Source organism: Chromobacterium fluminis (assembly GCF_011602385.1).
In the GTDB taxonomy this organism is placed as follows: Bacteria; Pseudomonadota; Gammaproteobacteria; order Burkholderiales; family Chromobacteriaceae; genus Chromobacterium; species Chromobacterium fluminis.
On record NZ_JAAOMA010000006.1, the window covers coordinates 136,886 to 148,976 of the forward strand.

Genomic DNA, 12,091 nt, shown 5'->3' on the forward strand with positions numbered 1-12,091 from the left:
CTCATGATTGGACCAGCAGCGCGCACTCCGCCTCCAGCCTGATAATGGGCCGGCTGCGCGCTTCGTCGGCCAGCGCATATGGCAATACGCACTGGCTATCCGCCGTTTCGCCCCACTTCACCCTCAGCCGCGCCTTGCGCGCTGCCACCCGCGCATAGGCCTGCCCGCCCTGGCCCACCATGCCGACATTGACGCCGTCTTCCGAATACACCATCGCGCCCATCGGCAAGAACCCGCCATCGGCCAACCGCCCCTTGATTAGCAGGGCCTGGCCGCGGCGGGTGGCGAATTTCAAACGAACTGCCGCGCCGGCATAGGGCGCGGTGCGCAACTGGTCCCCTTGCAGCTCCACGCCATCGGCCAGGCCCTTGCTGTCCAGCGCCACATCGTTGTAGCGATACGGCGTCAGCGACGGAATCAAGGCGTAGCCGGCACGGTCGACCTTGGCGCCCATGCCGTTGCGCACCGCCGCGCCGCTGGCGCCGGGCGCTTCCACCAGGCCGAAGGTTTCACTCAGATAAGGGCCGAAAGTCACTCCGCCGCCGTGCACCGCCATCGCGCCGCGCGCGCTGACCCCGGTCTGAGTAAAATTGCGCCCGCGCGAATAACTGCCGCCTACCGTAGTCAGCGGGAACCGCTTTTGCGCGTTGGCGCCGAATGTGGTCTCGCTGTTTTGCGAACCATGCAAGACGTTGACGCCGTAGCTGACCGTCTGCGCTTCGTCCGCGGTGCCGCTGAGCGACAGTTGCAGATTGCGCTCGCCCTCGCTGCGGCTTGTCGACGCCGCCAGCATCGGCGCGCGTCGAGCCTTGCCCAACGGCATCGACAGATTGAACATCACCGTATTGCGGTCCCGCCCGCTGTCCAGTGGCGACACAACCGAGCCGCCGCTTTGCAACTGGCCGACGCGCTGGCGCGACACCGACACTCCGTAACTGAGGGAACGGAACTGGTTCTGGTAGCTGAGTTGCAGCTGGACGTCCCTCTCCTTGCCGTTGTAGTAATCGCTGATCGCGGCGGACAGGCCCAGGCTGCCGTAGCCGCCCAGCCGCTGATTCACGCTGACGGTGAACTGATTGCGCTGCTGGAAAGTGCTGGAACTCCAAGTTTCGCCACGCTGGAAGGCCTGACGCGCCCCTAAGGCGTCGACCAGATCGCGGTAGCCGCGGGTGGAGTAGCGATAGCCGGCCAAGGTGATAGAAGTGGCAGTGGGTTGAATGGTGTGGCTGTACGACAAGGCCGCGCGCCAGCCGTGGTTCAAGCTGCCGTCGCCCTCGCGGGAACGCGAATAGGTGGCGTCCGCTCCCAGCGCGCCATAGCGGGACCCCCACACCATGCCGCCCAGCAGGGCGATGTAATTGGAAGCCGCCCGAGCGCCCATATTGGCGGTCAACGCGTTGTTGACGCCGCGCTGATAGGTGAAATCGGCGAAAACAGGCTTGTCGTCCAAGGCATTGCGCAACTGGCCCAGCGTCAGGCTGTAGCGGGTATGGCCCGGCCGCATCGACCCCGGCACCGCGGCAAACGGCACGGTAAAACGCTTAACCTGGCCGTCCGCCTCGGTGATCTCCACGTTCAGGTCGCCCTGGTAACTGGTGGGAAACAGATCGTCGATCACGAAGGGGCCGGGCGCCACCACGGTCTGATAAATTACCTGCTTGCCCTGGCGCACCACCACTCGGGCATTGGTGTCCGCCACGCCGCGCACCACCGGCGCGTAGCCCCGCAAGGCTTCCGGCAACATCCTGTCGTCGCTGCGCAACTGCACGCCGCGAAAACTGAGCCCGCTCAACAGGCTGCCCCCGGTGGAGCTTTCCCCCAACGTCAACTCGCTCTGCAAAGCGGGCAAGGCGCGCTGCGCATAGCTGCGAATAAGGTTCCAGCGCCCGCCGCCGGCCATCCCGCCGCTGTAGTTGGATTGCTGGCGCAAGCGCCACAAACCCAGGTTCACCCCCGCGTCGGTGGAAACATAATGATAGCTGTTGCTGATGTCCCCACTGCTGGAACGGTAGCTGTTGGCGTCGTAGTTGACGAAGCCGATGGCCGCGCCGGCATCCAGATCTTCTTCCGCCACATAGCCGCGCGGCCGCCGTTTCATCGCCGCCTGCGGCACCGACAAGTCCAGCCGCAAGCGCGAAAGATCGAACACGCTGTCGGCGCCGGGAATACGCAAAGCCAGCGGCCAACATGCCGCCAATTCGCCTTCGTCCGACGACAAGCTTTCCGGCAACACCCCGGCCTTGATCAGAAAAGCCTGCTCCAAACAGGCGGAGATGGGATGTTCGCCCTCGCGCCGGAAGTTCACTGTCTGGCGGGAAAGAAAAGCGCCGTTGACGAAGATATCCACCAGATAAGCGCCGGGCTCCACTTGATTGGGCATGTTGAAACGCTCGATATTCCCGGCCAAGGCGTTGCCCAGCAATAAACGACTATCGAAACGATAGGCCAACAATGAAGGCGCCGTCTCCGCTGCGGCCGAGCTCGATTCGGCCCAAGCCAGGCCGGGCGTCAGGCAGGCCGCGCTAGCGGCCAACATTCGGGGAAGCCCAGGAAACCACTGCCTGCGATAGATATTAGAAGTCATAACCGGGACATCATTCCGCTGTCACAGCGGCGGACTCGACCTCGTTCACGCCGCCGTAATCGTTGACATGCTTGAAACGCACGGAGAGCCCCGCGCCAGGCTGCGTCAGCCCCGACACCGGCCACGCGGCTCTGGAAAACGGCGCCAGCATGTCCGCCCTGAAGGCATGCGCCTTGCCGCCGCTCCACACCTCGCCGCCGATCACCGACAGGTAGTAGCCGCTGCGGTTGTCGGCGACCAGGCGCCAGCCGTGGCCCTGGCGCTGCAGGGAAAAGTTCAGTTGCCCCGGCGCCTGCTCAACCCGGCCCTGAATGCCCGCCGGGCGGTAAAACAACTTGAGCCGGCTGCGTAGCATCACCATCATCTGGTTTTGCTCGGAGAATTGGCTGCTGACCGATGGGATCTGCAGCATATTGAAGTAATAGACCGACTCCCGGTCCTGCGGCAGCTCGCGGCCGTCGAACACCAGCCGCACGGTCTGACCTGCCCTGGGCTCCATGCGGAACACCGACGGCATGGCGGCGAACGGCGCCGTGGCACGCTCCGGCGTGGAATCCACATCGCCGGAGTCCAGCCACACCTGAACCACATTGGGCGTGGCATCCTCGTTGCGCAGTTGGATGCTGCTCTCACGGGCCTGGCCGGGGTAGACGATGCGGGTATTGTTCAGTACCACGCTGGCCCAGGTCGCCGGCCACGCCGTCAGCAAAATCAGCGCTGGCAGCAAGGCGCGCCGGAGCGCGGCGGCGTTAGGAGCGACGCGCTCCGGCAGGCTACTGCGTTTACAAGTAGGAAACCGCATACTGCACGCTGCCCAACACCGAACCCGCGGTGGCGGCGTCTTCGGCATAGTAACGGACGGCAAAAGTATGCTCGGCCGTAGTATCGCCTTCCTGCAACTCCAGACCAGGCGCTTTGTAGCCACCGGTCAGGTTGAACGGGGCGTTCGGCGTGCTCGGATCAAGCAACTGCAAAGCCACCTTGCCGGCAGTGCCAACGTTGCCGATATTTCCGCCCGCGGTCAGGCTGTTGGCCACAAACACGGTGCCTATCTTGGTCCCGCCGGCGGGCGCCGCTTCGCAACCGGTCAAACGAATGGTGAAATCGGTCTGCCCAGCCACGTCCCCGGTCTTGCCAAGGCTGGCGGCCGGCACCGTGGGCAATAGCACCAGCGGGCTGGCGGCATTGCCGTTGACATCCACCGAGCAGGTCTGCGAGGACACTTCTCCCTGGAAGTTGATGGTGTTGTCCGCCATGACCATAGTCGGCAGGAAAAAGCCTGCCAACATCATAATTTTTTTCATGAAATCGTTCTCCATTGATATTACAAAGAGTCTTCCAGGCGCTTTATGCCAATTTGATTGAGCCTGTGAATAAAGACACGCGGAGTGTACGTTTCATCCCTAAAGGATTTGAATAGGATTATTCCTAAAAAAACAACCAACCATACAACAGCCCAACGCAATCAATTTAATTTCATTATTAATTAAATAAAAATTAATACACTCACAAGCAGCAATTTAAATATCAATAACTCACAAAAAAGAGACCATAAAAAATTGCTACGCCATTACTTTTCCCTAGCCAGGACACCGGTGACAAAACCAGTTGTGTAGATGAAAAAAAACACGTTTCAAAGTCCTACACCCGTACCCCTTCACAACGCTCAGCAGGCATTGAGTAGACGCAAAGGAGGCTAGTCGGTGAATGTTATAACGGCATATCTATTCCCCATCTTCCAGCCATATCCTCCTCACAATACAAGCTGGTTTACTCGATAGAAAATAAGGAGCCAAGCCTCCTCGAAGGAAGAGCTTCTGAAAATAAAAAGCCCCTTGTCCCATTAAGGGACCAGGGGCTATGCCGTACTACTAGTCTAAAAGGAGTACCGGCTACGACCAATCACTATTCAGTCGACAGCTAGCCGGTATTTCTCTTAAAATGACGACAGCGCCATCGCTCTGGCCACCGCCTCATTCAACTTGGTGCCATCAGGCAACACCGCACTATTCAACAAGCGCTCATGAATGAGCCTGGCTTGTTCGGCCTGGCCCGCGGACTGCAATAACAAGCTCTGCGCATATTGGCCGGGAAAGCTGTCGGGATTGAGTCCCAAAGCCCGTCTGGCGGACTGCTGGGCTTCTTGCAAATGCCCCTCCATGATCGCGACGATGGCGAGGCCGCCATGGGTATCAGCAAAGTTCCGATCCAGCCGCAAGGCTTCCAGCAAAGCCTCCTTGGCCTCCGCAGGTCGATTGCTCAAGATTCGACACCAGGCCAGCACATGCCAACTACCCACATGCCCCGGCATCGAATGCAGCGCTTGAGCCACGCTGGACTCCGCCTCATCCAGTTTGCCTTCCAGCATGGAAACCAGACCCAGCCCCATCTGCGCCCGGCCTGAATTCGGCTTGCTGGCGCAGGCCAGCCGCAACAAGGGGCTTGCGACGGTCAGGTCCTGCTTGCTTAAGGCCAACATTCCCAACACTGTTGCCGCATCCGGATCAGAAGGCGAAAGCTCCAAGACTTGACGAGCGACGCGTTCCGCAGCGGCCAGATTCTCTTGATCCAGATATAAGGTCGCCAACAAACCATACAGACTCAGGTGCTCCGGAAACTGCCGCAAAGCCGTTTCCGCCACTAAAATCGCATCCTCCAGCCGGCCTAAAAAGTGCAAGGCGCGGACATGCAAGGGGCCAGCTTGAGGCAAGAGCGCCGAACTTTTGGACGCTCTGGCGGCTTGGGGCTCCGCCTCCTCATAACGCCCTTGCAACATCAGCGCGTAGGCCAAATTGTAGAATAAGGCGGGCTCCTCCCAAGCCTCGTCCCGCAAGGCCTGGAACACCGCCACCGCCTCGTCAAGACGTCCCTGCCGCATCAAGGCGACGCCCTGCAAGGAGCGGCCGCCAAAGTGTCCCGGCGCCGCTGCGAACAATCGCTGCAAAGCCGCTTCATGCTCATTCTGGTTGCCGGCCTGTAAATGGAGGTCGGCCAGTTCGAGCAGCAAATGAGGATTGGCCGGATCGGCCGCTAGATAGGCTTGTAGTTGGCTTAATCGCTGATTGAATTCGGTCATCATGCTTGCTTATGGGATTGTTGCAATTGCTGCCGTAAGTATGCGGCCAGCTTTTCATATTGAGGGTGCTGACGAAGGGCCGCAGCCACATCCGCCACCAAGCCGCCGAAAGCCGGATCCGTTGCCGCGCCGGCGCCAAACTCTTCCGCAAGCAAAGCGCGTACATGCACTTCCAGCACGCGCGACTCCGCATCGGGCCAGCTTGGATCGATCGCCCGCAACTGCTTGGCAATCTGTCGACGCACGTCGGCGCTACCGGCGGCCTTGGCCGTGCCGGCTGCCGGCGCGGACTTTGATCCGGCCGGCCTTTGGCCCTCTACCGATCGGTTTCTGGCCAACAAGCGCTGTAAAATACTGGCTTTGTCTATCGGCTCCATCGGTTCAATTCCAGCCAAACACCTGCATCAATGTAGCTTATCGTCTCCGCTGGAGGCGTACCCTCGCAGCAGCAAGTTGCCTGCCGAGGAGCCCGCGGCCGGCTCGGCCTCCACCATCGGCGCCTCAGAACCGGCGCCCTGCTGGGCATCGATCTGCGCCAGAATCCGCCGCATGTCCTCGTTCAGCATGGGCGCGGCCTGGTTGGCCGCGATGCCTCGCGTCAAGTACTCCCGGCAATCGGCAAACTCATCCCGGATCAGATGCATCAGGCCTTGGCGAAACAGTTGCAGCGGATGATCCTCCGCCAACTCGCCCAGCCCTTGCCACGCTTGCTCGGCCCGGTCCGGCTGCCCCTGGGTCAGATGCAACAGGCCCAACTGGAAAACCGCCATCACCAACCCCGGCCGCAAAGCCACCGCCTGCTCCATTTCGACCACAGCGCGGTCAAACAAGCCGATCTGCGCATACTCCGCTCCCAGCAAGTAACGCAGGCGGGCATCTTCGCCATCGTTTCTCACCCCCTGCTTCAACAGCGCCACCGCTTCCGCATGTTGCTGGCTTTCCATCGCTTGCAAAGCCAACTGAAAAAGCTCTTCCTGATCCAATACCGCGTAATCCATTAGTACTCCATTTCAACACATCGCCGCATCAGAACGGCAGCACGCTCATGAAAAAACGAGTCAGCCAGCCGGGCTTGGCGAACAAGCTCTGATTACCGGCGGTCTGCTGCTCCAATCGAACATCCGTGACCTTGGTGGAGGACACTAGGTTGCCAGGCAGGATGTCGCGAGGATTGACTGTCCCGGACAGCCGGATCTGCTCGCTATCCTCGTTTATCTGGACCTGCTTCTCCCCGCTCACCCGCAAATATCCGTTCGCCAGAATCCCCACCACGGTCACTGAGATGGAACTGGTAAAACTGCTGCTGTTGTTGCGGCTGCCTCGGCCATCCACCTTCTCGCCGCCGGAGGCGCTCAGTTCACCGGACAAGGACTTCTTTCCCGGGGACCAGCCAAATATCCGGTTGATTGCGGGAGCGTCCATTTCCACTCCGATCTCGTTGCCTAGCCGGGTATCCCGGCTGCCTCTGGCCTCTTCGGACAAGCTGGAACTGGCGCGCTCCTGAATCACCACCGTCAGGCTGTCGCCAACGCGGGACGGCACATCGTCGCGGAAATAGGAACGATAACGGCCAGGCTGATACAAGCTGCCGGGGGAGGTCTGCGCCATGGGAATAGGCGCGGGATCCGCACTGGTCGGCCCGGAAACCAATGGCTTGGGCGTTGCTACACATCCGCTCAGCGCGGACAAGACGGTAAACAACAACATTATTCTGGCACAACAAGACATAATCGGTCTTTCAATTGGACGGCAGTCCATCCGCAGCAAGCGAAACCAAGGGCTCGTCTCTACCGCTCGACAGCACACGCCTGTAACAGTCTTATCTCGTCCGCGGCGGAAAAGTTTAGGCGCCTAACGCATCTTTACTCAGGCCTCCCTCTCTTTCGCCGAAGACAGGCTGGCGCGCAAGGCGGCCAAGCCTTCCTTGTGCAACTGCGAAACCCGCCCCTTGCTCAGCCCTATCAACTGAGCGATCTCGGAAAACGGCACCCCGTTCAGATAGTGCAGTCGCAGCACTTTTTGCGCTTTGTCCGGCACCCCGCTCAAGCCGGCCAACAAGTCCCGCTTCGTTTCCTTCAACTCCAGCGAACGGTAGGCCAGATCCTCGGACGCCGGTTCCGGCTCGGCCAAATACATCCCGCTGTCCTCCAGCATGAAACCGATGGCCAGCCCCACCGACAGCTCCCGCAAAATATCGAAGGGTTCCGCCACATCCGGCTCCATTGCCTCAACCCGCTCCTGCAAGGCTTTCCGGCGCGCGGACGCTTGGCTCGCCACTTCTGACGTTCGCGCCAGCTGATCCAAGATCGCCCCCCTAATCCGATATTCGGCATAGGTCTTGAACGCCACGCCGCATTCGGGACGATAACGGTCAATCGCCTCCAGCAGCCCTATCACCCCCCAATGGAACACATCGTGAAACTCGTAACTGTCCCCCACCCGCCGCGCATAAATCCGCGCGGCCAGAATGCGCACCAAGGGCTGATGAGCCTCCACCAAAGCGGCTCGGGCTTCGGCTGAGGCGGCGGCGGCTTGGAGCACATCGCGCGCCTCAGCATCCAAGGACGAACTCAGGGCGGGCATCGCGGATCATGAGCCGCCGGACAACACCGCCCTGGCCACCAGCGTCCAACCGTCGATCAATACAAACATCAGCACCTTGATCGGCAAAGCAATGGAAACCGGAGGCACCATCATCATTCCCATCGCCATCAAAACGCTGGAAACGATGATATCCACCAGAAGGAAAGGCAGGAAAATCACGAAACCGATTTGGAAGGCCAGCCTAAGTTCACTCAACAGAAAGGCAGGCACCACATGCACCAGACTGATGGATTCGGCATTGTCGGGCATGTCCTTGCCCGCGCTGCTCAACACAAAGCCCATATCCTGCTCGCGAGTCCGGCCTATCATGTATTCCTTCATGATGACCCCTCCTTGCCGCAGAGCGGACGAAGCCGGCAAACGTTGCTGGTACAAGGGCGTCACCACCTGCTGATCCAGCTTCTCGAAGGTCGGCCCCATGGACAGCAAGGTCAGGAACGCGGCCAGCATGATCAACACCACATTGGGCGGGGTTTCCTGCATGCCCATCGCGTGCCGCAACATGGACAGCACGATCACGATGCGGGTAAACGAAGTCATCGCCACCATCATGCCTGGCAGCAAGGCCACCAAGGTCAACGCCAGCACGATGTTGACCGCCTGACTGACGCCTGCGCCGTTCAGCGCCACGTCCACCATTTGCGTTTGGGCGCTGGCCGCCAGGGGCAGCCAGCAAAGCGCCCAAATCCATTGCTGCATTTTTCTCATGCTCTGGACTCATCCCTGAGCACCGTGACGCCATGCTCGCTTTCCGCCAACATGATTTCACGGTCGCGGTGCTGGACCACATACACCGTTGATTTGGCGGACAAACGGCATTTATCCACCACCCGCAGACTATCCGCGCCGGTCCCGGCTTGGCCAAGGCGCGGACGACGCCATCGCCACCAACACGCCGCAGCACCGATCAGCGCCAAGCCGCCCAATATTTCATAAGGGCCAAGCAGACCGCCGCTGCTTGCCGGCGGATCACGACGAAACTGCAGCGGAGCCCGCGCCGGCTCGGATGCCGAAACCGCGCAAGCAGGCGTGGAAGTCCCGCTTGCGCACACACCGGCAAGCGCGCTCGCACCTTGGACGCACACTATCAGGGCAAACGCGTATTTCATCTTCATCATGCCGTTCACGCGGAAAAACGCGCCACCTGCTCGATGCGGACGCCAAGATGGTCGCCCGCCACCACCAGGGCGCCGCGCGCGACCACCTGACCGCCCAGCAGGATCTCCACCGGGTCCCCCGGGGCCTTGTCCAAGGCCAGCACCTCCCCCTCTTTCAAGGCGTCCAATGCGGCGATGCTCAACCGACAGCGCCCAATCCGGGTATCCAACCGAACTTCCACGTCTTTCAGCAATTCAAGACGCCCCCCCAGCAAGCCCTGCGCCGCCGCATCCACCTTGGCGTCCAAAGGGGCTGGATTGAAAATTTCAACTTCCTTGCTCATGTTTCACTCTTTTTGATGGGCCGCGCCGGTCGGACGACTTTCACCGCCAGACGTCCCTGATCCACACCGTACTTCGCCCGTCCTAAAGCCATGCCGTCAGGCAGGCAAAGCTCAAATAATCCATCCGCCTTCTGATCCAGCCGAAGCACATCCCCTGCTTGCAAGGACTCCAGGTCCGCCAAGGACAGGCGTGCCGGCGCGGCGCGCACTTCCAGCTCCACTTGCTGTTCCAGCGGCAAATCCCTCAACTTCAGCGGCTCCAACTCCGCTGGCTGCGCCCTGGCCGGCAACAAGCCCGCGGCCTGCTCCGGCGACAAGAGCACAGCCAATGTCTGGCCCGCCGCGCTCAGTTGCAGATACAGCGCGCCAAGCACGGAATACAAGGGCGACAACTCCGCCGCGCTCGCCGCTTTGTCCCGGTAAAGGCTAGCGCCGTCTCCCGCGGTCAGCTGACGGCCCAAAGCCAGACGGGCGGCGTCCAGCACCGGGCCGGCCAAGCTCGACGCGTCCAGCGCAGCGCGGCTTTTTTTCACGCCAAGGCATAAGGCCGAGAAAAAATCGTCCGCTTCCGCATCGTTCGCCATCGCCGGCAGCGCTTCGCCGCCATCCAGCCACGCCAAGCCGGCCAGATCCGACAAGGCGACCGGGCGCAGCCTTAGGTCGACTTCGCCCTCCGCAATTGACCAATCCCGCAGCCAATGCGAGCACCGCTCGCGCAAGCGCGACTCGATTTGCGCCAGCTCCGCGCCGGCGTACAGGCGATACGGCAGGGCAACGCTCATCGCCCCCCCTTCATCTGCAGAGCCTGCTGCATCATTTCATTGGCGGCGGAAATCAGTTGGGACGCCGCCTGATAGCCGCGCTGCGTGATCATCATGTCGCTGAATTCGGCGGACAGCTCCACATTGGACAGCTCCACCTTGCCTGCCGCGACCTTGCCGAAAACGCCGCTGCCCGCCGCCCCGTACTCGGCCGTCTGTCCCGGACGCGCGCGGTAGTAGCCGGAACCAATGCGCTCCAACTGCTGATCCGGCTGGGCGAACCAGGCCAGCGCCAGCTTGCCTGCGACCGCGGTTTGCCCATTGGAGTAACTGATCTGCGCCTTGCCGTCCTGATCGAAACTCAGCTTGGTCAACGCGCCCGACGCATAGCCGTCCTGGCTGGCCACGCGGATGGTGGACGAGGTGCCGCCGGACAGGCTGGTGGTGTCCGAGATGGAGCCCGGTTCGCCGAAGAACAGTTTCAGAATGCCGCCTCCGCTGCTGGGCGTGTTCAAACGGACCGAGACCTGGTTGTAGCCAAAGGACGGCGAGCCGTCCGGGTCAAAACGAATCTCGCCGCTCCCCAGCGTGCTCAAGGCCACTTTGTCCTGAACCTCCACCTTCCAATTGCGGGGCGTGCCGGTGCCGGTGAAGCTGATCTTCAACTGCCGCGCAACCCCGTCCTTGTCGAACACCGTGGTTTCGACGCTGCTGTTGGTCGCGCCGGTGGACAGGTTGTCCGCAAACTTGATGGCGGATGTCGGCTTGGCGGCCTGGTTGCGCAAGGCGCCGATGGAGAAGTCCTGCAACTCCTTGTTGGGCCCCAACATCTGGATTCGCGATTTGTCTTGCCGAGAACTCAGCACGCCGTCCAGATCCAGTTCAAACTGTCCCACCCGGCTGTAATTGAGCTGGTTTCCGTTCTTGGAAACCAGGAAACCGGCGCCGTCCACCGAGACATCCAAAGGGTTGGCCGACGCTTGCAGCTCACCGGAGGAGAAATCCGTCACCGTGGAACCTATCTTCACGCCCACGCCGTGCTGGCCGCCATTGCCGCCCTGGGTGTCGTACTGGTACATCATGTCGGTGAATTGCAGCGAAGTGCGCTTGAAGCCCGGCGTGTTCAGATTGGCAACGTTATTGCCGATATTGGACAAGCCTTTCTGGAAGGTGCGCAGCCCGCTCAAGCCGACGAACATGGTATCGATCATGTCGCGCTCCCGCGCACCAGCGCCACCTGGGTCAGCGACACGCCGGTCATCAGTTCGCCGCTGGCGGACTTCACCGTCAACATGGGCTGGCCGCCGGCAAAGGAAATAGTGGTGACCTGGCCCGGCACGTTGCCGCTCGCCGTCGCCACCTCCACCGTCTTGCCGATCAGCCCCAAGGACTGATTGGCCGCTTGCTGCGCCAGCAGGGTATCCAGCTTTTCATTGGACATCCTCGTCTGCTCCAAGGAGGAGAACTGCGCCATCTGCGCCATGAATTGCTGATTGTCGATAGGCTTCAGCGGATCCTGAAAAGTCAGTTGCGTGGAGAGAATCCGCAGAAAATCCTGCTGGGTGATTCCCCTCGTCTGCGCAACGCTGCCGCCGCTCGAAATGCCCAAACCTGTAGTTGCCATG

Annotated in this window: 14 protein-coding genes; all 14 read right to left on the minus strand. The window is 61.0% G+C overall.

The features are described 5' to 3' along the window. Position 1: 1 nt before the first annotated feature. Positions 2-2,536, minus strand: coding sequence for a fimbria/pilus outer membrane usher protein (locus HA052_RS06595; RefSeq protein ID WP_166451283.1), 2,535 nt, complete (start codon positions 2,534-2,536; stop codon positions 2-4). A gap of 58 nt (positions 2,537-2,594) precedes the next feature. Continuing rightward, positions 2,595-3,386: a fimbrial biogenesis chaperone gene (locus HA052_RS06600; RefSeq protein ID WP_166451284.1), complete on the minus strand. Its 792-nt coding sequence runs from the start codon at positions 3,384-3,386 to the stop codon at positions 2,595-2,597. Then, complete coding sequence (locus HA052_RS06605; protein WP_166451285.1) at positions 3,367-3,888, minus strand: fimbrial protein; 522 nt, start codon at positions 3,886-3,888, stop codon at positions 3,367-3,369. Before HA052_RS06605 ends, HA052_RS06600 begins: the two co-directional genes overlap by 20 nt. Positions 3,889-4,520: 632 nt before the next feature. Continuing rightward, entirely contained in the window at positions 4,521-5,660 is a 1,140-nt protein-coding gene (locus HA052_RS06610) for a tetratricopeptide repeat protein (protein ID WP_166451286.1), read from the minus strand. Further along, positions 5,660-6,037: a hypothetical protein gene (locus tag HA052_RS06615; RefSeq protein ID WP_166451287.1), complete on the minus strand. Its 378-nt coding sequence runs from the start codon at positions 6,035-6,037 to the stop codon at positions 5,660-5,662. The genes HA052_RS06610 and HA052_RS06615 overlap by 1 nt, the downstream gene beginning before the upstream one ends. A 27-nt stretch (positions 6,038-6,064) precedes the next feature. Then, positions 6,065-6,658, minus strand: a complete 594-nt coding sequence (locus HA052_RS06620) for a tetratricopeptide repeat protein (RefSeq protein WP_166451288.1) — start codon at positions 6,656-6,658, stop codon at positions 6,065-6,067. A gap of 28 nt (positions 6,659-6,686) precedes the next feature. After that, positions 6,687-7,268 carry a flagellar basal body L-ring protein FlgH gene (locus HA052_RS06625; RefSeq protein ID WP_166451289.1) on the minus strand — a complete coding sequence of 194 codons (582 nt, stop codon included), beginning with the start codon at positions 7,266-7,268 and terminating at the stop codon, positions 6,687-6,689. A 258-nt stretch (positions 7,269-7,526) separates the two neighbouring features. Further along, the gene (locus HA052_RS06630; protein ID WP_166451290.1) at positions 7,527-8,243 is read right to left on the minus strand and encodes a sigma-70 family RNA polymerase sigma factor; all 717 of its coding nucleotides are present in this window, start codon (positions 8,241-8,243) and stop codon (positions 7,527-7,529) included. A 6-nt stretch (positions 8,244-8,249) separates the two neighbouring features. Continuing rightward, complete coding sequence (gene fliP, locus HA052_RS06635; protein WP_206118794.1) at positions 8,250-8,963, minus strand: flagellar type III secretion system pore protein FliP; 714 nt, start codon at positions 8,961-8,963, stop codon at positions 8,250-8,252. Positions 8,964-8,968: 5 nt separating this feature from the next. Beyond that, positions 8,969-9,382 (minus strand): flagellar biosynthetic protein FliO, encoded by a 414-nt coding sequence (locus HA052_RS06640; protein WP_166451291.1) that lies wholly within the window; start codon positions 9,380-9,382, stop codon positions 8,969-8,971. Positions 9,383-9,387: 5 nt separating this feature from the next. After that, positions 9,388-9,705 (minus strand): FliM/FliN family flagellar motor switch protein, encoded by a 318-nt coding sequence (locus HA052_RS06645; RefSeq protein ID WP_166451292.1) that lies wholly within the window; start codon positions 9,703-9,705, stop codon positions 9,388-9,390. Continuing rightward, positions 9,702-10,487: a FliM/FliN family flagellar motor C-terminal domain-containing protein gene (locus HA052_RS06650; RefSeq protein WP_166451293.1), complete on the minus strand. Its 786-nt coding sequence runs from the start codon at positions 10,485-10,487 to the stop codon at positions 9,702-9,704. The genes HA052_RS06645 and HA052_RS06650 overlap by 4 nt, the downstream gene beginning before the upstream one ends. After that, positions 10,484-11,677 (minus strand): flagellar hook-basal body complex protein, encoded by a 1,194-nt coding sequence (locus tag HA052_RS06655; protein ID WP_166451294.1) that lies wholly within the window; start codon positions 11,675-11,677, stop codon positions 10,484-10,486. The genes HA052_RS06650 and HA052_RS06655 overlap by 4 nt, the downstream gene beginning before the upstream one ends. Further along, positions 11,674-12,090 (minus strand): flagellar hook assembly protein FlgD, encoded by a 417-nt coding sequence (locus tag HA052_RS06660; RefSeq protein WP_166451295.1) that lies wholly within the window; start codon positions 12,088-12,090, stop codon positions 11,674-11,676. Before HA052_RS06660 ends, HA052_RS06655 begins: the two co-directional genes overlap by 4 nt. Position 12,091: the final 1 nt, after the last annotated feature.